This window comes from Chromatiales bacterium (assembly GCA_020445605.1).
Lineage (GTDB): Bacteria > Pseudomonadota > Gammaproteobacteria > JAGRGH01 > JAGRGH01 > JAGRGH01.
In genome coordinates this window covers 1-25,108 of sequence record JAGRGH010000007.1, presented here as the reverse complement: position 1 = coordinate 25,108, position 25,108 = coordinate 1, and the positions used below count along the sequence as shown (strand labels likewise).

The 25,108-nt window shown below is 65.7% G+C and carries 24 protein-coding genes; 13 read left to right on the top strand and 11 right to left on the bottom strand.

All coding sequences use genetic code 11. From position 1 onward, the window contains the following. Positions 1–27 precede the first annotated feature (27 nt). A complete protein-coding gene (locus KDG50_01675) occupies positions 28–312 on the top strand; it encodes a YggU family protein (protein MCB1864113.1) in 285 nt (94 codons plus the stop codon). 67 nt (positions 313–379) lie between these two features. Here KDG50_01675 and KDG50_01670 read toward each other — a convergent pair whose 3' ends face one another. From KDG50_01670 to dapC, 4 genes are all read right to left on the bottom strand, one after another. Then, positions 380–1,081: a PEP-CTERM sorting domain-containing protein gene (locus KDG50_01670; GenBank protein ID MCB1864112.1), complete on the bottom strand. Its 702-nt coding sequence runs from the start codon at positions 1,079–1,081 to the stop codon at positions 380–382. 176 nt (positions 1,082–1,257) lie between these two features. Further along, complete coding sequence (dapE, locus tag KDG50_01665; protein ID MCB1864111.1) at positions 1,258–2,391, bottom strand: succinyl-diaminopimelate desuccinylase; 1,134 nt, start codon at positions 2,389–2,391, stop codon at positions 1,258–1,260. 14 nt (positions 2,392–2,405) lie between these two features. Then, positions 2,406–3,227, bottom strand: coding sequence for a 2,3,4,5-tetrahydropyridine-2,6-dicarboxylate N-succinyltransferase (gene dapD / locus KDG50_01660; protein ID MCB1864110.1), 822 nt, complete (start codon positions 3,225–3,227; stop codon positions 2,406–2,408). 25 nt (positions 3,228–3,252) lie between these two features. Then, positions 3,253–4,440: a succinyldiaminopimelate transaminase gene (dapC, locus tag KDG50_01655; protein MCB1864109.1), complete on the bottom strand. Its 1,188-nt coding sequence runs from the start codon at positions 4,438–4,440 to the stop codon at positions 3,253–3,255. A gap of 372 nt (positions 4,441–4,812) precedes the next feature. Between dapC and hrpA the strand changes: the two genes are divergently transcribed. Continuing rightward, the gene (gene hrpA / locus KDG50_01650) at positions 4,813–8,667 is read left to right on the top strand and encodes an ATP-dependent RNA helicase HrpA (protein MCB1864108.1); all 3,855 of its coding nucleotides are present in this window, start codon (positions 4,813–4,815) and stop codon (positions 8,665–8,667) included. Positions 8,668–8,763: 96 nt separating this feature from the next. Here the strand turns inward: hrpA and KDG50_01645 are convergent, their stop codons facing one another. From KDG50_01645 to KDG50_01630, 4 genes are all read right to left on the bottom strand, one after another. Beyond that, complete coding sequence (locus KDG50_01645) at positions 8,764–9,006, bottom strand: hypothetical protein (GenBank protein ID MCB1864107.1); 243 nt, start codon at positions 9,004–9,006, stop codon at positions 8,764–8,766. 107 nt (positions 9,007–9,113) lie between these two features. Further along, positions 9,114–9,986, bottom strand: a complete 873-nt coding sequence (locus KDG50_01640; protein MCB1864106.1) for an enoyl-CoA hydratase/isomerase family protein — start codon at positions 9,984–9,986, stop codon at positions 9,114–9,116. A gap of 446 nt (positions 9,987–10,432) precedes the next feature. Then, a complete protein-coding gene (locus KDG50_01635; GenBank protein ID MCB1864105.1) occupies positions 10,433–11,644 on the bottom strand; it encodes a hypothetical protein in 1,212 nt (403 codons plus the stop codon). Positions 11,645–11,649: 5 nt separating this feature from the next. After that, positions 11,650–12,720, bottom strand: coding sequence for an HD domain-containing protein (locus KDG50_01630; GenBank protein ID MCB1864104.1), 1,071 nt, complete (start codon positions 12,718–12,720; stop codon positions 11,650–11,652). Positions 12,721–13,185: 465 nt separating this feature from the next. Here KDG50_01630 and KDG50_01625 point away from each other — a divergent pair, with 465 nt between their 5' ends. The 4 genes from KDG50_01625 to KDG50_01610 all read left to right on the top strand — a co-directional run bounded on the left by KDG50_01625 (position 13,186) and on the right by KDG50_01610 (position 15,457). Next, positions 13,186–13,398, top strand: a complete 213-nt coding sequence (locus tag KDG50_01625) for a DUF2970 domain-containing protein (protein MCB1864103.1) — start codon at positions 13,186–13,188, stop codon at positions 13,396–13,398. Positions 13,399–13,539: 141 nt separating this feature from the next. Then, complete coding sequence (locus KDG50_01620; protein ID MCB1864102.1) at positions 13,540–14,046, top strand: DUF302 domain-containing protein; 507 nt, start codon at positions 13,540–13,542, stop codon at positions 14,044–14,046. Between the two features lie 436 nt (positions 14,047–14,482). After that, positions 14,483–14,791, top strand: a complete 309-nt coding sequence (locus tag KDG50_01615) for a cytochrome c (protein ID MCB1864101.1) — start codon at positions 14,483–14,485, stop codon at positions 14,789–14,791. Positions 14,792–14,980: 189 nt separating this feature from the next. Continuing rightward, positions 14,981–15,457 carry a hypothetical protein gene (locus KDG50_01610; GenBank protein MCB1864100.1) on the top strand — a complete coding sequence of 159 codons (477 nt, stop codon included), beginning with the start codon at positions 14,981–14,983 and terminating at the stop codon, positions 15,455–15,457. Positions 15,458–15,537: 80 nt separating this feature from the next. Here KDG50_01610 and KDG50_01605 read toward each other — a convergent pair whose 3' ends face one another. Continuing rightward, complete coding sequence (locus KDG50_01605; protein ID MCB1864099.1) at positions 15,538–16,173, bottom strand: rhomboid family intramembrane serine protease; 636 nt, start codon at positions 16,171–16,173, stop codon at positions 15,538–15,540. A gap of 179 nt (positions 16,174–16,352) precedes the next feature. Between KDG50_01605 and KDG50_01600 the strand changes: the two genes are divergently transcribed. Together KDG50_01600 and mazG are read left to right on the top strand one after the other, a co-directional pair. Further along, complete coding sequence (locus KDG50_01600) at positions 16,353–16,592, top strand: hypothetical protein (protein ID MCB1864098.1); 240 nt, start codon at positions 16,353–16,355, stop codon at positions 16,590–16,592. 226 nt (positions 16,593–16,818) lie between these two features. Then, positions 16,819–17,571: a nucleoside triphosphate pyrophosphohydrolase gene (mazG, locus tag KDG50_01595; GenBank protein ID MCB1864097.1), complete on the top strand. Its 753-nt coding sequence runs from the start codon at positions 16,819–16,821 to the stop codon at positions 17,569–17,571. A gap of 16 nt (positions 17,572–17,587) precedes the next feature. Here the strand turns inward: mazG and KDG50_01590 are convergent, their stop codons facing one another. Then, positions 17,588–18,661, bottom strand: coding sequence for a PA0069 family radical SAM protein (locus KDG50_01590; GenBank protein MCB1864096.1), 1,074 nt, complete (start codon positions 18,659–18,661; stop codon positions 17,588–17,590). Between the two features lie 127 nt (positions 18,662–18,788). Between KDG50_01590 and KDG50_01585 the strand changes: the two genes are divergently transcribed. Beyond that, the gene (locus tag KDG50_01585; protein ID MCB1864095.1) at positions 18,789–19,658 is read left to right on the top strand and encodes an alpha/beta fold hydrolase; all 870 of its coding nucleotides are present in this window, start codon (positions 18,789–18,791) and stop codon (positions 19,656–19,658) included. Positions 19,659–19,705: 47 nt separating this feature from the next. Further along, positions 19,706–21,904 (top strand): EAL domain-containing protein, encoded by a 2,199-nt coding sequence (locus tag KDG50_01580; protein ID MCB1864094.1) that lies wholly within the window; start codon positions 19,706–19,708, stop codon positions 21,902–21,904. Between the two features lie 300 nt (positions 21,905–22,204). Here the strand turns inward: KDG50_01580 and smpB are convergent, their stop codons facing one another. Next, positions 22,205–22,693 (bottom strand): SsrA-binding protein SmpB, encoded by a 489-nt coding sequence (gene smpB, locus KDG50_01575; GenBank protein MCB1864093.1) that lies wholly within the window; start codon positions 22,691–22,693, stop codon positions 22,205–22,207. 100 nt (positions 22,694–22,793) lie between these two features. Between smpB and KDG50_01570 the strand changes: the two genes are divergently transcribed. The 3 genes from KDG50_01570 to KDG50_01560 are packed head-to-tail and all read left to right on the top strand — an operon-like array spanning position 22,794 to position 24,869. Then, a complete protein-coding gene (locus KDG50_01570) occupies positions 22,794–24,155 on the top strand; it encodes a sodium-dependent transporter (GenBank protein MCB1864092.1) in 1,362 nt (453 codons plus the stop codon). Positions 24,156–24,207: 52 nt separating this feature from the next. Beyond that, positions 24,208–24,591, top strand: a complete 384-nt coding sequence (locus KDG50_01565) for a type II toxin-antitoxin system RatA family toxin (GenBank protein MCB1864091.1) — start codon at positions 24,208–24,210, stop codon at positions 24,589–24,591. Next, positions 24,591–24,869 (top strand): RnfH family protein, encoded by a 279-nt coding sequence (locus tag KDG50_01560; GenBank protein ID MCB1864090.1) that lies wholly within the window; start codon positions 24,591–24,593, stop codon positions 24,867–24,869. Before KDG50_01565 ends, KDG50_01560 begins: the two co-directional genes overlap by 1 nt. Positions 24,870–25,108 lie beyond the last annotated feature (239 nt).

The following is a 25,108-nucleotide window of genomic DNA, read 5'->3' as shown; positions in this document are numbered from 1 at the left end:
TGGGTGCGCCGGGACCACGGAGACCTTGTGCTTGAACTGCACGTCGTTCCCGGCGCGCGCAAAACCGCGGTGACCGGCCTGCACGGCGGGCGGCTGAAGCTGGCAATCGCTTCGCCGCCGGTGGACGGACGCGCGAATGCCGAGGTGGTTCGTTATCTCGCGGAGCTGTTCGGCGTTGCGCCGCGCAACGTTGTACTGGCGCGTGGTCTGCGCGGCCGGCAGAAGACGGTGCGGGTCAGCGCGGTACAGGAGTTGCCCGAGACCCTGGCTGCCTGCCTGCGGCGGGGTTCCAGCGCCGCTCCGGGACCCTGAACGCCCGGCCATAAAAAAGGGCGCCCGAAGGCGCCCTTTCAAAAGCTCCAGCTGGAGGCTTTCTGGATCAGGCCTTGGCGCGACGGATGCGCGCGGCGCCCAGACCCAGCAGGCCCAGACCGAACAGCGCAATGGCGCTCGGCTCGGAGATCGTGGTCGAGATGAAGTCAATCGCACCGTCCCAAGCCGTGGCCGGATTGCTGAAGGTCAGCCGAACGCGATCGATGCTCGTCAGGTCGACGTTCGCGATGTTTGCGAACGATGCGAACGAGAACGACGCCGGACCGGGACCCGCAAACGAGGCGACGCGCGAAGCGGTTGATCCACCCGCCCCCGCAGTTTCCGTCAGTTCAATCAGGACGGATACGGAGAGGTCGATCGAGATGACCTGGAAACCGATACCGCTGCCGTCGGTCAGGTCAGCCCCGCCAAGCCCAGCTCCAGCCGCGTCGTAGGTGAGGATGACGACGCCATTCACGCCCGTCGCATTGCTGATGTTCAGCGAACCCGGCGGGGTCGCGCCGGAGCCGGCCACGACGTCCAGGAACGCGGAGCTCGGGCCGGTCGCCGTCGCATCCGCGACCACATTGCGCGTGCCACCCAAGATACCCGGGCCAGCGACGCTGCCGCCGGCAGGGCCGTTCGTGCTGCCGTTCTGGACACTAAGTGCCTGATCGGTGGCGAAGTCGTCGATCAGCAGGGCGCTGGCGCCAGCCGACCAGAGCAGGGCCGAACCGGCAAGCAGGGACAGGATGTGGAGCTTTTTCATCTCGGGTTACCTTGCGTTGTGAATTTCGCGCGAGCGCGTTGTGATGGAGAGATACAACTTCCGTGCCAGAAAAAAATGTTCAGAATAAACAATGAGTTGAGATCGAGGCGGGGTGGCGGCCTGCCCCGAGTGTAAAAAATTTTGACGCTGATGCGGGGTTTCCGGTCCGATGGTGTTCAATTCTTCGACAGCAGTTCCGTCACCGCGGCCAGATACATGCCGCGCAGGGCGCTGAGATCCTCGGCGCGCACGTGTTCGTCGATCTTGTGGATCGAGGCGTTGACCGGGCCGAGTTCCACGACTTCGGCCCCGGTCGGGGCCACAAAACGGCCGTCCGAGGTCCCGCCGGCCGTGGAGCGTTCCGGATCGATGCCGGCGACCGACCGCACCGCGCCCGCCACGGCCTCGACCAGGCGCCCGCCGCGGGTCAGGAACGGCTGACCCGAGAGCCGCCAGTGCCAGTCGACCGACTCCGCGTGCCGTGCCGCGATCGCTTCGACCCGGGCCCGGATCCGGCCCTCGTCCAGCGCCGTGGAGAAACGCCAGTTGCACAGCGCCTCGGCGGTGCCGGGCACGACGTTGTCCGCGCCCGTGCCGGCGTGCAGGTTGGAGACCTGAAAGCTCGTCGGCGGGAACGGACCTTCGCCGTCGTCCCAGCGCTCGGCGGCGAGGTCGGCGAGGATCGCCGCCAGCCGGTGGATCGGGTTGTCGACCAGGTGCGGGTAGGCGACATGGCCCTGGGTGCCGTGCACGACGATGCGCAGGCCCAGCGAGCCGCGCCGGCCGACCTTGATGACATCGCCAAGCCGTTCGCGCGAGGACGGCTCGCCGACGATGCAGTAGTCGATCCGCTCACCGCGTTCGGCCAGGGTTTCCACGACCCGCACCGTGCCGTCGGTGGCCGGGCCTTCTTCGTCGCTGGTCAGGAGTACCGCGACCGAGCCCGGATGATTCGGGTTTGCGCGCACGAAGTCCCCGGCCGCCAGCACGAAGGCCGCGACCGAGCCCTTCATGTCCGCCGCGCCGCGACCGTAAAGAATGCCGTCACGCAGGGTCGGCTCGAACGGCGGCGAACTCCAGCGTTCGGCCGGGCCCGTCGGCACGACATCGGTATGCCCGAGAAACACCACCAGCGGCCCGTCGGTGCCGTGGCGCGCCCACAGATTGTCGACCTTGCCGAAGCGCAGGTGCTCGACCGTGAAACCGTCCTCGGCGAGCAGATCCCCGAGCGCCTGCTGGCAGCCTTCGTCGGCGGGCGTAACCGACTGGCGCCGTATGAGTTCCGCGGCCAGTTCCAGTGTGGAATCCATGCTTGCGCCGGCGTTCAGATCGAGCGCAGCAGTTCGTTGATGCCGACCTTCGAGCGGGTCTTTTCATCGACGCGTTTGACGATCACCGCGCAGTACAGGCTGTACTTGCCGTCGTTCGAAGGCAGGTTGCCGGAGACGACGACGGAACCGGCCGGTATGCGGCCGTAGATGACCTCGTCGCGTTCACGATCGTAGATGCGCGTGCTCTGGCCGATGTAGACGCCCATGGAAATCACCGAGCCTTCCTCGACGATCACGCCCTCGACCACTTCGGAGCGCGCGCCGATGAAGCAGTTGTCCTCGATGATGGTCGGTGCGGCCTGAAGCGGTTCCAGCACACCGCCGATGCCAACGCCGCCGGACAGGTGCACGTTCTTGCCGATCTGCGCGCACGATCCGACGGTGGCCCAGGTGTCGACCATGGTGCCGGAATCCACATACGCGCCGATGTTCACATACGACGGCATCAGCACGACGCCTGGCGCGATGTAGGCGCCGCGTCGCGCACTGGCCGGCGGCACCACGCGCACGCCGCCCTCGCGGAACTGGCGCGAGTTGTAGTCGGCGAACTTCGGCGGCACCTTGTCGTAGTAGTTCGTGAAGCCGCCCTTGAGCATCGTGTTGTCCTGGATGCGGAACGACAGCAGCACGGCCTTCTTCAGCCATTCGTTCACGCGCCACCGGCCGTCGATCTTTTCGGCGACGCGCATCTCGCCGCGATCGAGCAGATCGACGGCTTCGAGCACGGCCTCGCGCACCGGGGTGTCGACAGAGCGGGGCGTGATTTCGCCGCGGCGTTCGAATGCGGCGTCAATAATCGATTGCAGATCGTTCATGGATTCCTCGGAACTGGGTCAGTATTCACAAAGAGTGTACGAATTCACGGATGCGCTTGGCGGCGCTGACGCATTCGTCGATCGGCGCGACCAGCGCGATGCGCACGCGGCCGGCGCCGGGGTCCGCACCGTCGATCGGACGTGACAGATAGCGCCCGGGCAGCACGCTCACGTGCTTTTGCGCATACAGTTCGCGCGCGAAGCGCTCGTCGTCCACGGGCGTGCGCGGCCAGAGATAAAAACCGCCCTCGGGCAGGCCCACGTCCAGGCAGCCGCCGAGCGCGTCGAGCACCGCGGCGAACTTCGCGCGATACATGGCGCGGTTGCCGACCACATGGGCCTCGTCGTTCCAGGCCGCGATGGAGGCCGCCTGCTGCGGCGGCGGCATCGCGCAGCCGTGGTAGGTGCGGTAGCGGTGGAATGCCTCGATGAGCTTCGCGTCGCCGGCGACGAAACCCGAGCGCAGCCCGGGCGCATTGGAGCGTTTGGAAAGACTGTGAAACACCAGCGCCCGTTCGTAGCCGTCGCGCCCGCTGCGCGCGCAGGCCGCCAACAGGCCCGGCGGCGGAACGGCTTCGTCGGGGTAGATCTCCGAATAGCACTCGTCCGCGCACACCACGAACCCGTGTCGGTCGGCGAGATCCAGCGCCGGCGTCAGTTGCGCAAGACTCAGCACATGGCCGGCCGGGTTGGCCGGCGAGCAGAGATAGACCAGCGACACGCGGTCCCAGACCGCGGCCGGGACCGCGGCGAGGTCCACGCGCCCAGCGCCGTCGTTCGGCAGCAGGTACGGGGTGCCGCCCGCGAGCAGGGCCGCGCCCTCATAGATCTGATAGAACGGATTGGGCATCGCCACCAGCGGCCGCGCACGCACGTCAACGAGGGTCTGCGCAATCGCAAACAGCGCCTCGCGCGTGCCGTTGACGGGCAGGACCTCGCGTTCCGGGTCCAGCGCCCGCGACAGTCCGAAGCGGCGGCTGGCCCAGGCCGCGCAGGTTTCACGCAGCGCCGGTTCGCCGCGCGTGACCGGGTAGTGCGCGATGCCGGTCAGCGCCTGCCCGAAGGCGGCGAGGATTGCCGTCGGCGTCGGGTGTTGAGGCTCGCCGATCGACAGCCGGATCGGCGCGAGTTCCGCGGGCGGACGCGCGCCTGCGAACAGCGCACGCAGTCGCTCGAACGGGTAGGGCTGGAGTCGATCTAGGGCCGGATTCAAATCGGTGGGTCGCTAGGGCCTGTTCGCACTCATCCGGTCACCGCTGCCGTACGGATTTTTTCGTATGGCAAGGCGGAATGAGTGTGGCATAGCCACGCTATGTGAGCGAATGACAACGCGGTCATACGAAAAAATGCGCACGGCCCATTCAGTCAGATTGAAGTTTGAACCTTGGGGTGGCCCCTGAAAAGCCGACGCTCGCTGTCACTCGTCGTACATCTGGAATGTCCAAACTTCTTTCCTCGTGCCTTGATTGGCGATTTTTCAGGGGCAACAGCGGCGATCGGATGAGTGCGAACAGGCCCTGAGGCGCCCGTACAATCGTTGCCGCGGCGCAAGGCCGCGCAGTATAGCGTCGATCCGCAAGTCCCTGTGCCCGAGTCCGAACCCCGTCCCTGGCTGGAACCCGAACGGCTGGCCGAGCTGCGCGCGGACGATGCAAGGCGGTTCGCACACCGCCTGCGCGAGGCGGCGCGTCAGCCGTCGGACCGGCGCGCCGATCTGCTGGCCGCCATCCGCCGCGAGGCGGACGCCGCGCTCAGTGCGCAGCGCGCGCGCCTGGCATTGCCGCTGGATCTCGGCTGCCCGCCGGACCTGCCGATCTGTGGCGCGGGCGAATCGATCATCGAAGCGGTACGCGCGCATCCGGTCGTCGTGATCTGCGGCGAGACCGGATCGGGCAAGACCACCCAGCTGCCGAAGCTCTGTCTGGCCGCCGGGCGGGGGCGCGGTGGCTGGATCGGTCACACCCAGCCGCGACGCATTGCCGCGCGCAGTGTCGCGGCACGGCTTGCGAGCGAACTCGGCGTCGCCGGGACCGATGCCGTTGCCTGCAAGGTGCGTTTCGAGGATGCGACCTCGGCGCTGACCCGCGTGAAGCTCATGACCGACGGCATTCTGCTTGCGGAGCTGCAGCGCGACCGTGCGCTGGTCGCCTATGACACCATCATCATCGACGAGGCCCATGAGCGTTCGATCAACATTGATCTGTTGCTTGGACATCTGCGCGGGTTGATCGAACGACGCGACGATCTTCGCGTGTTGATCACCTCCGCGACGATCGATCCACAGCAGTTCGCGGATTTCTTCGGCGGTGCCCCGGTGATCGAGGTGCCCGGGCGTTCGTATCCCGTCGACATCCGCCATGCGCCGCTGGCGGATGCGCGGGAAACGGCCGCGGCAATCGTGGCCGAGGCGCGACGCCTGCTCGCCGGGCGCGGCGGCGACGGGCTGGTGTTCGTGCCGGGCGAGCGTGAGATTCGGGATACGGCGCGTGCGCTGTCGCGTGCGCTGGGTCCGCGCGTGGAGGTCCTGCCGCTGTATGCACGCCTGCCGGCCATCGAACAGCAGCGGGTTTTCAATCCGCAATCGCGTGCCCGGATCGTGGTCGCAACGAACGTCGCGGAGACCTCGATCACCGTGCCGCGCGTGCGCTGGGTCATCGATACGGGACTGGCGCGAATCGCCCGGTTTTCCGCGCGCTCGCGGATTGCGCGGCTGCCGGTGGAACCGATTGCGCAGGCCGCCGCGAACCAGCGCGCCGGTCGGTGCGGGCGCATCGCCCCGGGCGAATGCGTGCGCCTGTATGACGCCGACGACTTTGCGCGCCGGCCGCGGTTTACCGAACCGGAGATCACTCGCAGCAATCTCGCGGCGGTGGTCCTGCAGTTGCACGGGATCGGCGTGCAGGAACCGGCGGCGTTCGCGTTTCCGACCGTTCCCGACCCCAGCGCACTCGCCGCCGGCGAGCGGCTGCTGGTCGAGCTTCATGCGCTCGATCGCGGTGGCCGGCTTACGAACATCGGCCGTGCACTGGCGCGGCTGCCGGTCGATCCGCGCGTCGGGCGCATCCTGTACGAGGCGCATGCGCGCGGGGTGCTGGATCAGGCGCTGATCATCTGCGCGGCGCTGTCGGTCGTGGACCCGCGCGAGCGGCCGCAGCACGCGCGCAAGGCCGCGGCCGAGGCGCATGCGCAGTTCGCCGAAAAACACTCGGATTTTGTCGGCTGGCTGAAACTCTGGGATGGCTTCGAGTCCGCGCGGGTGCATCACACCAACGCCGAGCTGCGTGACTGGTGTCAGCGCAATTTTCTTTCGCTGGCGCGGCTGTGGGAATGGCGCGACGTACATCGGCAGTTGCGGCGCGTGGTCCGCGAACTCGGCTGGATCAATGCGGCGGCGGCGCGGCGCCCGGACGAGGCCCTGCATCTGGCACTGCTGACCGGATTCAGTGACACGGTCGGCAGGCTGGATCACGACGGCCTGTACCGTGCGATGAGCGGCCGCCAGTTCCGGCTCGCGCCGGAGTCCGCACTGGCGGGCAAGCCGCCGCCATGGGTGTTCGCCGCCGAACTCGTGCAGACCCACGAGGTGCGGGCAGCGATCGTCGCCCGTCTGCAGCCGCGCTGGATCGAACAGATCGCGCGTGAGCGGATACGCAGCGAATGGGTCGACCCGCATTGGAACGAACGCAGCGGTCGGGTCGAGTGTCGCGAGCGGCGCCATTACGGCCAGCTGGTGCTCGGCATGCGACCCGGCGGGGATTTCGCGCGCCACGATGCGGCCGGTGCAAGGCGAATCTTCATCGACGAAGTGCTGGCCGGCGACCTGCCGGCGCGGCTGCCGACCTTCCACGCCGCGAACCGCGCACTGTTCGCCGGGATCGAGGCGCTCGGTGAGCGCCTGCGCAGACCGGAGATCACGCCTTCACCGCAGAAAATCGCGGACGTCTACGCCCTGCGGCTGCCGGATGATGTGCACGATGCGCCGGGCCTGGTGGCGTGGCTGAACGCCGCGGGCGACCCGCAGGGCGAACGTCTGCGGTTCACGCTGGCCGACTGGCTCGACCCTGGGTTGGCTGATGGTATCGACGCGCGGTTCCCGGATCGGGTGACGGTTGAAGGCACATCGCTCGCACTCAGCTACCGCTACAACCCCGGCGCCGACGACGACGGGTTGACGGTCAGATTTCCGCTGGCCGCGTTGCCGCTCGTGGCCGACTCCGTCGGCGCCGAGATCGTCCCGGGCTGGCAGCTGGAACTCGTGACCGCACTGCTGCGTGGATTGCCGAAGGCGGTGCGTCGTTCATTGGGGCCAGCGCCGGACCGCGCGCGTTCGCTGCTGGCGGTATCCACGCCGCCTGCCGCGTGCGTCGCACGCTGGCTGGTCGCCGCGGTGCGGCGCGAGACCGACATCGAGCTGACCGAGGCCGCGATCGACTTCGGCGCGTTGCCGGACTGGCTGCGGCCGCGGTTCTGTGTCATCAACGAACAGGGACGCGATCTGCAAGGCTCGCGCGATCTCATTGCGCTCAAGCACCGGCTGGGATCGGCCGCCGGCGAGGCGTTCACGACGGTTGCACGCAGGCAGTTCACGCGCGCGGGAATCGCGCAGTGGGACTTTGGATCATTGCCGGAACGTGTGGACCTCGGCCAGGGTCTGGCCGGTTATCCGGCACTGATCGCGCGCGCCGACGGCGCCGTCGATCTGGACGTGTTGCCAAGCGCAATCGGCGCATCGCGCGCGCACCGCGCCGGGCTGATCGCACTCGCGCGCCGCGAACTCGGTGCCACCGCGCGCGCGATCGACCGCGGCCTGGCGGAGTTCGATCGCGAATGGCTGCCGTATCACGCATTGCCGGCGTTGCCGGAGCGCGAACCGCTGCCGCTCGATGCCGCCGGTCTGCGCCGCGCGCTGACCGCGCGCGCGATCGAGCAGAGCTGTTTCACAGGCGCTGCGGTGATTCGCGACGCACAGGCGTTTGGCGCGGCGCTCGAAGCCGGCGCGCCGCGGCTGGCCGGTGCGGCGCGCGAACTGGCGCAACGTGTTGGCGTGATGCTCGGTGCCGCGCATCGCATTCGCGTCGCACTACGCGCGCCGGCTGAGACTTCCGACCCCGCCTGGCTCGACATGGACCGGCAGCTGAACGCGCTGGTCTACCGCGGCTTCGTTTCCGTGACCCCGCTGGAGCGGTTCGTTGAACTGCCGCGTTACCTTGCGGCGCTGGAAAAGCGCATCGAAAAACGCCGGCAGAATCCACTGCGTGACCGCGAACGGTATGCGCAGTTTGCGAACGCGGTACCCGTTACGGTGCCAGCGCCGGATGACCCGCGCCGCTGGCTGGTGGAGTCCTACCGGATTCAGGTGTTTGCACAGGAGGTCGGCGCACCGGAGAAGGTTTCGCCGGCACGGATCGCAGCCGCCTGGGCTGAAGCTGCGGAACGCTGACGCCGACGTATTCGAAACGAGTCATGCGTTGCCGTCGCGGGATGGACCGCGGCCCTAGGCCGCACCGCCGCCATGACGGTGTCCGGCGCAAGACCGTCAACGCTCGTCGAGCAGTCCGTTCAGCCGGGTGACGACATCCGCCACGGTGGTGAGGCCGTCCAGTGCCTCATTGGGGATCGAGAGGTTGAATTCCTCTTCGAGTTCGAACGCGATGGTCGTCACGTCAAGCGAGGACACGCCGAGTTCCTCCAGCGTGGTGTCCGGGCGGATGGTCGAGGCGTCGATCATCTTCTGGCGCGCGATTGCGCCGGCGACGGCCTGAAGACTGTTTGTACTCATAGGGCATGCACCTTGCGTACGGCCACAGGGGTGAACGGTTTTGCCGGTGACCGTGCCCCGCGGCCACCGGCAGCCCTATCTTATGCCGTATCCGGAAGAAACGCCCCTCAGGCAGAAGCCGCCAGCGCCACCGGCTGTTCGATCCAGCGCCGGCGCTGGTTGGTTGCCAGATAGTCCATGAGGCGAAGGTTGCGCGGTTCCAGCTGCATGGCGGTTTCGATCCACACCTCGACGACGTGATCGAGTTCCGAGCGTGTCACCGGATGTGCCGCAGCGATCCCGCGGCTCAGCCAGCGACCACTGTCGCCGCGTTGCGCCTGCTGGTCGAGATAGCGGCGCGCGGCGCGTTCGCCCTCGCCGTCGGCGACCAGCAGATCGACCACGCCAAGTTCGAACATCTCGCGTGCGGTGTAGATCTTGCCGGATGCGACAATGCGGCGTGCGATGCCCGGTGCGACGCGCCGGCTCAGGAAACTGTAGCCGCCCATGCCCGGGAACATGCCGAAGGTGCATTCGGGAAAGCCGAAGCGTGCGCGTTCCTCGGCGATGATCATGTGGTTGGCCAGGGCCGATTCGAAACCGCCACCCAGTGCGATGCCGGCAACGACGGCGATCGACTCGACGGGATGGTCGCCGGATCCGCTGGCGGTCGCATGAATCAGATCGATCGTGCGGTTTGCGTAGCGTTCGAGTCGGTCGCGGTCCTGCGTGCGAATGCATTGCGCGAACAGCTCAAGATCGCCGCCCAGTGAAAACACCTCGGGGTGCGTTGAGGTGAACACCTGAAAGCGCGCGGCGTTCAGCGCGCCGGGGCGATTGCGTTCCTTCGCCAGTTCGGCCATCTCGTTGACGATGGACTCGGTCATGCACGGGCGTTCGTCGTAGTGCAGACGCAGCCAGTCGGCGCGGCCGTTGGTATCGGTTTCCACCACCAGGCGGGTCGGCCGGGTGCTGCGGGTCAGGGGCTGAATCATGCTCATTGGGGCTCTCCGTTGAATCCTGCTAACGATTGGGCTGTGTTGATCCGGCGACTTCCGACGCCACTGGATCGTAGGCAAAGTGCCCGCAAAACCCGCGGGCCATTGGGTGTAAGCCGAAAATAGCAGTTTTGTTGTGAAACTTCCGTGTTTTGCCAGCAAGTTGCCTATGGAAGCTCAGATCAATCCTTCAACGGTCGTCAGGGCTCGGCGGCTGAAATATCGGGGGTTTTTGCATTGCCTGCATCTTCATCGGCCAAGGAGACGCTGCAAAATTCAGAGCTTCCCGCGACACATGGACGTGCCGCTCTGGCAATTCGGGATGGATTGATCAGAGCTTCCCTGAAGGCCGGCATGAATGTGCGATCTGCATGGCCCGCTGGAACCTGGGATGCCGTGTGCTGCCGGGGCGGTTGGGTTCGAACGTGCGAGGCCTTTGCAACGGCCTGTCAGGCGCCGGTGGCCGGGTGTCGGGCCAGCTGCCGGATTGCCCCGCGCGCCAGTGTGTAGGCCAGTTCAATCTGCAACAGCGCATCGGCGAATGCTTCGGTGCCGACCGCCGAATGCGCACGCAGACAGGTATCCCAGACTCGCATGCAGCCGACGCTGGCCGCCGTTGCGCCGAGGCTCTCGATGAGGTCGCGCGTCCGGTCTGCTTCCCGCGCTACCGGCGCCGCGCGCAGATCCGCGAGCAGGTCGTCGGCCTCGGCCAGAAAGCTGTCGAACAGGTCGTTCAGAAAGTTCGAATCGCTTCCCAGCGCGGCGAGTTCTCGCAGTCGGTTCGGGTCGATATCCGCGATGATCCGGTCACCCTGTTCGATGGCGGCACGGCCCTGAACGGCCCATGCATCGCGCGCGCGGCGTTCCACGCCGGCGGCGATGGCGGCGAGCAAGGTTGCGGGGCGATACGGAGAACGCAGCTCGCCGTCGACCTGTTCCGCGACACCGGCGCGCGGTGGGTTCGGTGCCGCGTCACGCAGAACAAAAAACAGTGGTCGCAGCGCGTCGCCCCGGCGGCTGGACCGTCGTTGCACGAGCAGCCGCAGCAGGCGCGATTCGAGGGCCTCGGCGAGCACCACGGCATCGAAGCCGTGTTCCAGAACGACTTCGACGGCGGCATCGACCGAGTCGACCTGAAATACGCGATGGCCGTCCGCCTCGATGCCGCGCGTCAGGGTGTGGCTGCGAGCGCGATCATGGTCGACGACTAGGATCGACCAGGCCGTCGCGGCGGTGTTGGGGCGACGCAAGGACAGCACGTTGCCGCGTTCGGCCGCTCGCTGCGTGGAACCGCTTGCAAAGACGGCGGCGTACAGCGCGGTCTTGGCGATCGGAGCACGCACGATGGCGTCGAACAGGTCGGTGTCGGTGCGCTCCTCGTCTGACTGCGGCGCGGCGAGCAGCACCAGGCGCACCTCGCCCAGGTCCGGGTCGGCGCGGAACTGGCGAGCGATCCACTCCGCCGGCAGGTCCATGAGTCGCTCGTCAATGAGTGCGACCTTCGGCGCCGTGGAACGATCTCCGATCAGCGCCGCCGCGGCGCCGAGTGCGGTTACGTGTTCGGAAAGCTGGAGGTTCCAGCTGCGCAGCGCGGGCAGCACATGATCGTTGGCGATGGCTGCGGTGCGCACGAACGCAACACGCGGCGACGGGTCATCCATGTTGGTTAGCGTGCGAGTTTGCCGATGCCGGCGGCCGGGTGGTCCGGATACTCGTGCATCACGCCGATCACCTGCGCGGTGCGGGCGTTCAGGGCGTCGACGACTTCCGGATCGAACCGCCGGCCGCGCTCCTCGTTGATGAATTTCAGTGCGTCCTCTACCGGCCAGCGGCGCTTGTACGGGCGCTCGCTGGTCAGCGCATCGAACGCATCGGCGACCGCGACGATGCGCGCATAACGGGGGATCTCCTCACCGCGCAGGCCGTCCGGGTAGCCCTGGCCGTTGAACCATTCGTGATGCCGGAGCGCAATTTCCGCGCCGGTGCGCAGATAGATCGATGGGCTGCCTTTGAGAATCTCGTGGCCGATCCGGCTGTGCTTGCGCATGATCACCCACTCCTCGTCAGTCAGCGGACCCGGCTTGAGCAGGATCGCATCCGGGATGCCGATCTTGCCAATGTCATGCAGCGGGGCCGCCCGCTCGAGGATGTCGAGTTCCGTCTCGCTCAGCCCGAGCTCACCGCCAATCAGGCGCGCGATGCGTGCCATGCGCAGAACGTGGTTGCCTGTGGTTTCGTCACGGTACTCGCCGACGCGCGCCAGGCGCGCAAGCGTGTCGTATTCGCGCACCTGCAACTCGGCGGTGGATTCCTCGACGCGCCGCTCCAGCCAGCGCGCGCGCTCCTTGACGATCTTCTGCTGGTGGCGCAGCGCCAGCAGGTTGCGGCAGCGCGCACGGCATTCGTGATGATCCAGCGGCTTGGTCAGAAAATCCGTCGCGCCGGCCTCCAGCGCGCGATAGCGCACGGAGCGGTCCTCGACACAGGTGATCACGATGATCGGGATGTCCGCGCAGCCCGGAATCTGGCGCAGCCAGTAACAAAACCGCACGCCGTCCATCTCGGGCATCTTGTAGTCGGCCAGAATCAGGTCGGTGGGGTTGCCCTTGATCCAGGCGAGTGCCTCGGACGGGCTCTCGAACACGACCGGAACGACGTCGTTGCCGATGCTGCGCACGAGTTCCTCGATGATCATTCGACTGGTCGCCTGGTCGTCGATGATGACGGCATTGGGCATGGCCTGGCTGCTCCTTGTGAAAACGTGTTCCGGCGATGTTCTGCCGACGCGCGGCCCCGGGCGCGGAGCGGGCGGTGGTCGGGAGTCCGAGTCTAGCTCATTGCCCGTCGCCGTGTCGGTCGGGACCGTGCGGCAGGCAACCGATGGCACGTCGGTGTGTTGCGTGTGCAACGGCGGCCGTCGCGACCGGGCGGGGGGGGCGCTGGCCTGTGGGAGAGAGGTTTGCTTTCGCGGGGCGGTCCGCCGCCCGGCAGGCTCGAACCCGGTCAGCGGGCGCCTGGTTGAATTGGCAGGTTGTTGAAAAAGGCCCATCCATGGCCTTTTCAACGTCGCAACCGAAAAGCGCTGTTTTCGGTTGCTCAAAAAAATTAAACACTTGCATGTTCGATTTTCGGGCGAGACGTCCCAGTCTCGCGCTAACAGGCCGTTGAAAAGAGAATTTCAATCGCCTGTTAGAATGTCGGCATGTCAAAGGCCCCTGAGTCCCCACCCACCCTGTTGCAGGTCTTCGCCAGCGTCGTTTCCGCGTGGTTTGGCGTGCAGAGCGACGAAAAGCGCCGCCGGGACTTCGAGCGCGGCCGCGCCGGCCAGTTCATTGTGGTCGGCATTGTGTTTACGGTCGCGTTCATCGCGCTGATCGTCGGGCTGGTCTGGGTTGCATTGCGGATTGCGACCTGACGGTCGGCGGTCGTCCACTGTGTGAAACGCCTGCCCGGCGGGTCGGCGTGTGTTGATCTGCGGTCGTAGTGCGTGGCGGCTCTGCTACACTCGGCTGCCCAAAATTCAAGAATTCACGACCCTGAGGAGGAGTTGTATCCCATGAAAAATGCACTGATTGCGGCCGTCCTGCTGGGTGCCGCCGCAACCAACGTGGTTGCAGAAGAGATGATCGCGCTACCCGAGAGCTGTCAGATGCGCGAACTGTCGGTGATCCAGTGTCCGCTCGCCGACGGCATCAGTGCGCAGGATGCGATTGATTCCATGAAGCTGCGTGCCAACACGCTGAACTTCAAGCTGGTCGCGCACATGCCGCTGTCCGAACAGGTCAAGGCAATGGGCGAGGACGCCCGGCGCATGGAAATCTATCAGTTCTGCGATGCGCTGATCGCCAAACGCATGGTCGAACACGACATGGTTTTCGCGAGCTTTCTGCCATGTCGCATCGCCCTGGTCGAGGACAAGGACGGCAAGAACTGGCTGATCACGCTGAACATGGACCAGATGCTCGGACAGGTGGCGCTGCCCGGCGAGCTTCAGGGCCTGGGTGCCACCGTTCGCAACAACATCTACAGCATCGTCGGCGCGGGCGTAAACGGCGATCTGTAACGCGCATGCCCGATCGAAACCCTGATCCAGTCAGGCGTTTCCAGCGGCACAGGGATGTGCCACCGTTTTCCATGGCTGCGGGCCTGCGCGATTTGGAGAATGCGAGGTGACCACCCCTTTTGTTTTCATGCCTGCGGCAGCTTGGCTTGCCGGCATCAGAGCTTGGGGAAGCTCTGATTAATCCATCCTGGATTAACAGAGCTTTGAGCCCGAAAAAGCGCGGTTTTTCGTTTTCTTATATTTTCAATGGCTTAGGCACATTGAAAATGGTGGCACGTCCCTGTGCCACGGGAAACTCTGAATTGATCAGAGTTTTAGTTGTAAACAATCATCAATTCCGACCGCCCGGCCCAATGAGCCCGTGCCGGTGCAGTCAAAACTGCAGCAACGTGGCGGGGTCTCCGCCACGCATCACCCAACCAGACGAGGATCCCCCATGAAGGCCATTTTCAAAGCCGCGCTCGCAGGCGCGCTTGTTTCGTTCGCCGTCCCGGTCATCGCCGGTGATGCCACCGCCGGCGAGGCCGCCTACAACGGCAAGGGCTGTTCGGGCTGTCACGGCCCGGGTGGAAAGAGCGCCGCCCCGTCCAACCCGCCGCTGGCCGGAATGCCCGCGGTCGCATTCACCCAGGCCATGGCGGACTACAAGAGCGGAACGCGCAAGAATGGGACGATGCAGGCGATGTCCTCGATGCTTTCCGACGCGGATGTCGCGAATATGGGCGCTTATCTCAGCGCCCAGTAGGCATCCGGGCTGGCCCGCCCGCAACGGCGCCGGCGTGACCACCGACGACGACGCCGGCCTGCGGCCGGCGTCTTTCGTTTCGGCGCTGGCCGTGGGCGGGCGCGACTGCACGCCTGTCATTGCCGCGTCGGCGCCGACGTGTGATCATGCCTGCTGACGCTGGCAGCCCCGCTTTCGCCCATTCAGATCATGGAACTGCAAGAAGACCCCGAATCCGAACTCGACCCGGACTGGGATGCCCTGCTGCACGTCAGCATCAGCCCGCGTGGCCTGATTCACGCGCTGTATACGACCGCCCACTCGGTCCACACCGGCTGGGAGAGTTGCGTTGATCCGAAACTGGTGCTGTCCGAAATCTCCACCGAGGACGCGCTGACCGGAAACCTCTGTCGCCTGGTGGAGTTGGAATTCGTCGAGGACGATGATCCGGACGGCACCACCTGGCATGACTGGACGGTCGAACTGCGCCTTGGCGAGGTCTGGATCACCGCCCACTGGCATGCTGCCGTGCATGGTTCAGGACACGAGTGGGACTGGTGCGCCGCCGAGGCCGAGAACGCCTTTGCACGCGCCTGTGTGGTCATCGGCAAACGCGTGCGGCGCGGTGCGGTCGTCGAGGAGACGCCGCTGGATGTCGAACCGCGGGTCTCGCACACGCACCACTGACGTCGCGCGGGTCTGGCGCTGATCTGTTCAGCGTTATCTGGGGCGCCGGGACGCGCAGCCGGCAATCCCGCACGGACCGATCAGCGCCTCCCCAAGGTTCCCCAGTAGACGATCAGCAGCAGGCCGAACAGCATGCCGCCCAGATGCGCGAAATGCGCCACGCCTTCGGCGGTGCCCGTGACCCCGAGCCACAGTTCCAGCCCCGCGTAGATCAGCACGAAGTACTTGGCCTGCAGCGGCACTGGTGGAAACAGCAACATCAGCCGCGCATTCGGATACATCAGCCCGAACGCCAGCAACACTCCGAAGACCCCGCCGGACGCGCCAACCGTTGGATAGAGCTCGCCGCTGTTGGTGGCGACGATGAGCTGCACGATCCCCGCGCCGATCACGCACACCGCATAGAAGATCGCGAACCGGCGCGCACCCCAGACCGCCTCGATATGCTGGCCGAAGAACCACAGCCCGTACAGGTTGAAGGCGAGATGCAGCAGGCCGCCGTGCAAGAACGCATAGGTCACCAGTTGCCACGGCGCGAACAGGGTCGGCCCGACGCCCCCGGCCCCGCTGCTGACCGAGACCCAGGGCCACAGCGCGAACGCCTTCGTGAAACCCACCCCGGCGAACATCTGTAGCGCGAATACCGCGACGTTCGCGATCACCAGCCCCAGTACGATCGGCGGCGTGCCGCCGCGGTTGGCCAGCGTCGTGGTCATTTGCGCAGGTGGTCCGAGACGGGGGCCATGTGATCCGGACCGCGCCGCGTAAGTGCCGGCGGCCCTTGAAAAAGTTCATTTCTTTTCATAAGGTTGGAACGATAACTGTCACCACCGTGTCATAAACGGCGGATAACTTGGTGGCATACAAGACGAATTCAACCGGAGGAAGCACCGCGATGGCCGCAGCACCCGATGAGGCACTTTGCAATCTACTGTATCTGATCGTCCGCCGGCGCCTGCCTGGCACGGGCTTTGATGGCGATGTGCTCGCATCGGTTCTGGCGGCGAACCGTATCACCAGCCTGCGCCAGCTGTTTGCGCTGGGTGAAGACGAGCAGGCCCGGATCTGCGAGCAGGTGCGCGCCGCCAATGCCCGCGCCCCGCGGCGTCCTCCGCTGCATGCACTCACCGCTTGAAGCACCGTCTTGTGTCTGACCCGATCCAGCGGGGGCTCTGAATCTTGCCCTGACGTGACGGCGGGCGTTCAGCAACGCAGGCTCCACCGGGGTGTTCAGTGGGCCTGACATCCTGTCTCTCGCGTGTTAGCGTGCGTTGCAAAACGACGCGGGCGCCCGCGTCGCCGTTTTGCGGTCGTCGCCCAGCGATGGTATCCAGTACCACGCTTCTGCCCGGTTTCCGTCCATGCCGATCACCGAACTTCTGGACCTCATGGCGCGCCTGCGCAATCCCGAAGGCGGTTGCCCGTGGGATCTCGAACAGAACTTCGCCAGCATCGCGCCGTATACGATCGAGGAGGCCTACGAGGTTGCCGACGCCATCGAACGCGGTGATCCTGACGCCTTGCGCGAGGAACTCGGAGACCTGCTGTTTCAGGTGGTTTTCCACGCGCGGCTGGCCGAAGAGCAGGGCACATTTGCATTCGCCGATGTCGTCGCTGCGATCGTCACGAAGATGCGCCGCCGCCATCCGCACGTGTTTGGCGACGATGTGGTTGCCGATGCCAACGAGCAGACCGAACGCTGGGAAGCGTTCAAGCTCGCAGAGCGCGGCGATGCCTCCCTGTTTGCCGACATTCCGGTTTCGCTGCCGGCGCTGACCCGCGCGGCGAAGCTGCAAAAGCGCGCCCGACGGCTCGGGCTGGACTGGTCGAGCGCGGCTGAGGTTCGCGAAAAGCTCGACGAGGAGTTGGCCGAACTCGGTGCGGCGAATGATGCCGCGGCAGAAGGGCGGGAACTTGGCGACATCCTGTTTACGATGGTGAACATGGCGCGCTGGGCGGGACATGATCCGGAGGCCCTGCTGCGCGCGGCCAATATGCGTTTCGAGCAACGCGCACGCGCGGTTGAGGCGCAATGCAAGGCCGCGCCGTTCGACGTTGATGATCCGCTTGCCGTGGATGCCGCGTGGCGACGGGCGAAGGCTCGCACCGAATAGGCAGCCGACGCAGGCCCTAGAACAGGTTCAGCTGATCGCCGCACGCGGGCGGAGGCTGGAACTGGCCGAGATCGAGTCGCGGCAGTTCCGACCCCAGACCATGGCGACGCATTGCGATCTCGAACCTTTTTGCGATGATTTTCGCGCGCTCGCCGTTGCCACGCTGGCGGTGACCAAAACGCCGGTCGTAGCGCCGGCCACCATGCAGGGATTCGATCCCATGCAGCACACGCCGCGCACGGTCCGGGTAGTGCTCGTTGAGCCATTGCGCAAACAGGGTGTTGACCTCCAGCGGCAGCCGGATCGTCACGTAGCCGGCGGCCGCAGCGCCAGATTGCGCGCAAGCCTCGAGGATTGACTCGATTTCCGGCTCATTCAGCGCGGGAATGACCGGCGCCACGAGTACGTGCACCGGAATGCCGGCCTGTGACAGTCGCCGGATTGTTTCGAGCCGTCGCCATGGCGCGGCGGCGCGCGGTTCCATGCGACGCGCGAGTTCGGGGTCGAGCGTCGTCACGCTGACGGCGACGTGTACGAGATTGCGCCCTGCCATGGCCGCGAGCAGATCCACATCGCGCTCGATGCCGCTGGACTTTGTGACGATCGTGACGGGGTGGCCGCAGTCGTGCAGCAGTTCCAGGACTGCGCGGCTGATGCGCAGGTCGCGTTCAACGGGCTGCCAGCAATCGGTGTTTGCACCCAGGGCAATCGGCGCGGGTTGGTAGCCGGGGCGGCGCAGTTCCGCCGCGAGTACGTTGGCGGCATCGTGTTTGGCGAACAGCCGGGTCTCGAAGTCGAGGCCCGGGGAAAGCTCCAGCCAGGCGTGGGACGGCCGCGCGTAGCAGTAGATGCAGCCGTGTTCACAGCCCCGATACGGATTGACGGACCGGTCGAACGGTACATCGGGAGAGGTGTTGAAGCTCAGCACCGAACGGGCGGGATCGGCCGTCACGGTCGTTCTGACGGATGCCTCCGGCGAGTCCGCGGCTGGCCACCCGTCATCGACCGGGTCCACGGCGGTCATCCGGTAGCGGCTGGCCGGATTGGCGGTTGCGCCGCGGCCTTTGGTGGGTCGAGCGGTGGTCGGCATCCACTGATTATATATACAGTTCCATCGCGTCGTCCGCGGCCGGCCGGGCGGCGTCGGCCCCGCAACCGCGGGTTTTGCGCTATCGTTGATGGATCAATCATTGACTCTGCCTGCGCCTGCGACGATCGTGAAACGCCCTGCACCGTGGTTCGTCGTGCTGTTCGTCCTCGCTGCCAACACTTGGCACGGGACCGCGCGTGCGCAGGAGATCGTCAATCTCGAGGTCGCCGCCGGCATTCGGGCGAACGCCGCCCATTGGGGGCGCGGAACGGCGCGACCGGCAGTCGTGATCGTTCACGGCCTGTATCAGACCTATTCGTTCCCAACGGTCACAAGACTCGCCGAGACGCTCGCCGAGGCGGGCCATTCGGTACTCACACCGAATCTTTCGCTGCGCGTATCCGATCGTCGCCAGAGCCTTGCCTGCGATGCCATTCATGCCCACGAACTGGGTGCGGACTCCCGCGAGATCGGTGTCTGGGTCGATTGGCTACGGTCGCGCGGGCATGCCGAAGTCGTGCTGATCGGCCACAGCTTCGGTTCTCTCAACGTGCTGAAGTTCATGGAAGGGAAACCGCAACAGGGGGTTTCGCGTCTGATTCTGCTGAGCCTGATCGACCCGCGGGTCGAGACCGAGCGGCCGGGCTTTCTGGCGCTGCGCGGGGCTGCCTCGGCGCGCATGGGGCGCCGCGCGGAGAGTCTGTTCCGTTATCGGCTGTCGTTCTGCGACCGGCTGGTCGCCACGCCGGAAAGTTTCCTGTCGTACGCGGACTGGACCGTCGCCGATCTCCTGAAGCTGCTGTCGATTCCCGGGGTGGGCGTGGATGTCATCATGGCCGGGGACGACGGGCGGGTCGGTCCGGACTGGGCCGAGCGCCTGGCTGCGGGCGGTGCCAACGCAACGGTGATTCCCGGCGCGGACCATTTCTTCGACGCCAGCCACGAGTTCGAACTGCACGACACGGTCCTGTCCATGCTCAGCGGAGAACGTAACTGAGTCACGACAGCGGACCATGGGAGAAGCGCCTGTCGGTCACCACCCTGGTGGCCGGCTTTGTCGCGATACTGGTGCTGCTCGTGGCTGCGCTGTGGCTGCTGATCACGCAGCGGCTGGATGAGGTCGAACGTCAGGCCCGCGCCGATCAGCAGGCGGTACAGCGTGCGGAACTGCGTTCGGCGATCGAAGAACTGACCGGGCGCAGCAGTCATGCCGTTGCCGAACTGCTGGCCTGGGACGAGGTACGCCAGCAACTCGCCGACCCGGTGTATTACGCCTACTGGCACGAGAGCCGGGCGATGGCGACCTGGCGCACACCGGACTGGATACGCAACGTGGAGCTGTACTCCGCGACCGGCCAGCCTCTGCAAAAGGGCGTCCGCGCGCCCGGCTCGGAGATCGATCTTTCGATTCCGTTTCCGCGCGTGCGCCTTGCACGCGGCGTGGCGGAATTCATCGACGCCGGTCAACTGACGGGTCCGGACGGCGCCGCGATCGGCTGGGTCGTGGTTCAGGCACCCGTGATCGACGCCCTGCGTTCGCTGCGCCGCTTCGACTACATCGATGCGGATTCGCTGCGCGTCGTGCTTGCGCCGGACGTGTCGCTGGCGGTGGCCGAACTCGCTGCCAACACCCAATTCGTCCCGCGCGCACACACCCAGGGGCGCGACGTGACACACGTCGTCGTCCGCTCAATCATCGAGATCGGCGCCGCAGTTGCGCTAGCCGGCGTCATCTTCGCCCTGTTGCTGCGCTGGTTCGTCGTGCTGCCCGCACGCCGGCTATCCAGTCAGATCGATGCCCTGAATCTGGGCGGCAGTACCGAGGACATGCTCCATCGCAGCGCGGAACTGCCCTTGGCGGAACTCGAAAAGGTGCGTCGCTCGATGCTCGATTACCACGCGCGGCTCGATCGGGCGCAACGCGACCTCGCCGGCGCCAACGTCGAACTGCGCGAGATGATCTACCGCGACGAGCTGACCATCTGTCACAACCGGCGCGCGTTCGAGGAGGACTATCTCGAACTGCTGGATGGACGCAACGACCGGTTTTCCATCGTGCAGTGCATGCTGTTCGACTGTGATCGCTTCAAGAGTTTCAACGACACCTACGGCCACGATGTCGGCGACGCGCTGCTGCGCGCCCTGGCCAATGCGATTGATGCGGCGCTGGATCAGCGTGGTCGCCTGTACCGGCTCGGTGGCGACGAATTCATCACACTGCTGTTCGACCTTGATGGCCCGCAGACGCTGCGGATCGCGCAGCAATGCCTTGAAGCCGTGCGCGCGCTGGATTTCGTCTCCCAGGGTGTGTTTGAGCCGGTACGGCTCAGTGTCGGCATCGCGGCGGCGCCGGCCGGCGATCGCGATGCGCTGTCGCAACTGCGCGCCCGCGCGGATATCGCGATGTTCGCGGCGAAACGGCCCGGTCGTCCGCCGGTCTGCGAGTATTCGCACGAACTCGAAAGCAGTGGCGGCAGCCATCTGGTCGCCAGCGATATCGGCACGGCGATCTACGATGCCATCGCGGATCCGGCACACATCGAAATGGAGTATCAGCCGGTCCTGCAGCTGGACGATTCGCGCATCCACTATCACGAGGCGCTGGCCAGGCTGAACCACGCGGGCCGGCGCTATCGGCCCGACCACTTCATGCCGGTGATCGCGGCACGGCGTCTGGAGGTCGACTTTGACCGTGCCGTGGTCGCGCGGGTGAGTTCGGACCTCAGGGCCGGCGCACTGCCCGACGGCGTCGGAGTTGGGATCAACATCAGCGGTCCAGGACTGCTCGACGACCAGGTCGAGGCCATGCTGATCGAACTCGTCGGCCAGATGCGCCGGCCGATGCTGGTCGAAATCACTGAATCCGTTTTGATTCCACAGCTCGATGTCGCCGCACGCTCGCTGGAGCGGCTGCGTGAGGCCGGCTGGCGCGTCGCCCTCGACGATTTCGGCACGGGATACTCCTCGTTAGGCTATCTCGCCGACATGCCCGTCGACATCGTCAAGTTCGATTCGTCGCTGGTCCGGCAGCTGGGCTCCGAGAACCGCCAGCGCTGGATCGTGCAACAGCTCGTGGACATCGTCGGGGGTTGCGGCTACCGCACCGTCGCCGAAGGCGTTGAAACGCGGGAGCTGCTCGAAATGGTGCGTGAACACCGCTTCCACGCGGCGCAGGGATTTTTCGTCGACGGGGTCGCAGCCCATGGCCGGGCCGCGTCCGTGCCGTATCGCGCGGCGGGCTGAGCGCGTCGTGGCAGGTTGGCCTGTTCGCGCCACGCTTGGCGCAGCGTTGCAGCCCTAATAGGTTGTTGGAAAAGGCTCGTCCATGGCCTTTTCAACATCGCAACCGAAAAGCGCGGTTTTCGGTGGCTCACGAAAATCAAACCCTTGTGTGTTCGATTTTCGGGCGAGACGTCTCTGTCTCGCTAGAGCAGACTGTTGAAATGAGAATCTCAACAGCCTGCTCAGCCATAGCGTGGACAGGCACTTGGCAGTGGTTCAGGCGCGCGGCATGCAACCGCGCGGATGGCCTGGGTTGAACGCTCAGCGCGACTTGTGCTTTAGCAGCCGCTCGCGATCGCGCGCCCAGTCGCGGTCACGCACGGTTTCGCGTTTGTCGTGCAGCTTCTTGCCCTGGGCGAGGCCGATCTCGATCTTCGCCCGGCCCGCCTTCCAGTACAGCGCGAGCGCGACCAGCGCGTAGCCCTTGCGTTCCACCGCACCGGTCAGACGGTCGAGTTCGCGCCGGTGCAGCAGCAGCTTGCGGGTGCGCTGTGCATCGGTTTCGACATGCGTGGAGGCCGACGCCAGCGCATTGATGTGCGCACCGAACAGATACGCCTCGCCATCGCGCAGCAGCACGTAGGCGTCGCTGATCTGTGCGCGTCCAGCGCGCAGGGCCTTGACCTCCCAGCCGGTCAGGGCGAGTCCGGCCTCGAAGCGCTCCTCGATGAAGTACTCGTGGCGCGCCCGCTTGTTCAGCGCGATGGTGGATCCACCCGCACCCTTCTTCTTTTCGTTCGCGGTTCCCATCGCGGAATTGTACCCGCCGCCCCGGCCGCAACGATCAGCCAGCTTGTTCGACCCGCTTCGATTTGGCGAGAATGGCCGTGGTTTCTCAGGCCGGAGCAATTTGACGATGGCAAGCACCATGCACGGGCAGTGGTCCAGCCGCTGGGCGTTCGTGCTCGCGGCGACCGGGTCGGCCGTCGGGCTCGGCAACATCTGGCGCTTTCCGTATCTCACCGGCGAGAACGGCGGCGGCGCGTTCGTGCTGATCTACCTCGCCTGCGTGCTGGCGATCGGCATCCCGATCATGATGGCCGAGGTCATGCTCGGCCGGCGCGGGCGCATGAGCCCGATCAACGCCCTGCGCGAGATCTCCGCCGCCGAGGGCAAGACCGGGCTGTGGGTCGCGATCGGCTGGATGGGCACGCTGTCGGGCTTTCTGATCCTGTCGTTCTATGCCGTGGTCGCGGGCTGGACCCTGGCCTACGCCGTGCGTGCCAGCGCCGGTGTGTTTCAGGGCATCAGCCTCGAGGCCGCCAATGCGATGTTCGGTGCGCTGGTGGGCGATCCCGAGCGGTTGCTCGCCTGGCACACGATCTTCATGGCGCTGACCGTGTTCATCGTCGCGCGAGGCGTTGAGGCGGGCCTGGAACGCGCCGTGCGCTGGATGATGCCCGCGCTGTTCATCCTGCTGGTGCTGCTGGTCGGCTATGCGGCGAACACGGGTGATTTCAGTGCCGCGGTCGACTATCTGTTCTCGCCGGACTGGTCGAAGGTCTCCGCGCGCTCGGTGCTCGATGCCATGGGTCAGGCGTTTTTCAGCCTGAGCCTCGGCATGGGCGCGATGCTCATGTATGGCTCGTATCTGGACCGTGACGCGTCCATCCCGCGCATGTCGCTGATCATCGCCGCGGCCGACACAGTCGTTGCCGTGCTCGCCGGGCTGGCGATCTTTCCGCTGGTGTTCGGATTCGGACTCGCGTCGACCCAGGGGCCGGGCCTGATCTTCAAGGTACTGCCGGTCGCATTCGGCCAGATGCCGGGCGGCAGCGTGTTCGCGGTCGGCTTTTTCGCGCTGCTGGTGTTCGCGGCACTGACCTCGGCGATCTCCCTGCTCGAACCGGTTTCCGCGTGGATGGTCGAGAAGTTCGACCTCACCCGTGTGCAGGCGACCTCGATCGCGGGCCTGATCAGTTGGACGATCGGTGTCGCCGCGCTGCTCTCGCTGAATCTCTGGGAAAAACACACCCTGTTCGGCAAAGGGATATTTGATCTGCTCGACTACGTGACGGCGAATATCCTGCTGCCGCTCGGCGGCGTGCTGATCGCCGTGTTCAGTTCATGGGTGCTCTCGCCGCGGGTCAGCCAGCAGGAATTCGACCAGGCCGGCCACGAGATCAGCTACCGCATGTGGATGATCCTCGCGCGCTATGTGGCGCCGTTCGCCGTGCTGCTGGTGTTCCTGCACGCCATTGGCCTGATCTGAATTCGTGCCACGCATCCTGCGCAGCGCACTGGTCGGCCATACGCCGGAGCAGATGTTCGAACTGATCGCCGACGTGGATCGTTACCACGAGTTCCTGCCGGGCTGCGTCGCCTCGCGGCAGCTCTCGCGCACAGCCGAGGAGGTCGTCGGTCGCATCGACGTCGCGAAGGGCCCGATCCGTCGGCACTTCACCACGCGTAACCGCATCCGTCCGCCGGGTCGCATGGACATCGAACTGGTCGACGGCCCGTTTTCGCGCCTCGACGGCTACTGGCAGATCGATCCGGTCGGCGGGCAGGGCAGCAAGGTGACCCTGAGCCTGGAATTCGAGTTCTCCAGCCGGTTTCTCGCCACCGCGTTCGCGCCGCTGTTTCGCAGCCTGGTCGAGGCGATGGTCGATGCCTTCGTGCGCCGGGCGGGTGTGGTCTACGGCTGATGCGGATCGAGGTCGTCTACGCGCTGCCCGAGCGCCAGCTCATGCTCGTCGTGGAATTGCCGGACGGCGCGAACGTGGCCGATGCCGTGAGCAAGAGCCGGATCCGCACCGAGTTTCCCGAAATATCCATTGGCGAGACGCCCGTCGGCGTGTTTGGCGAACGGGTCGACTGGTCGCGCGTGCTAGAAGACGGTGATCGCGTGGAGCTGTACCGGGGCCTGATTGCGGACCCGCGGGAACAGCGGCGCAAGCGTGCCGAGAAGCAGGGCGCTGCCTAGCAGTTTGTTGAAAAAGGCCCATCCATGGCCTTTTCAACGTCGCAACCGAAAAGCGTGGTTTTCGGTTGCTCACGAAAATCAAACACTTGCATGTTTGATTTTCGGGCGAGACGTCCCTGTCTCGCGCTAACAGGCCGTTGAAATGAGAATTGATAGTTCCCACGGTTTAGTGGACACCCTGAACTAACCCTTCAGGAGTGTTTGAGATGCCAAGACCAGGTCCGAGAACGACGTACAAG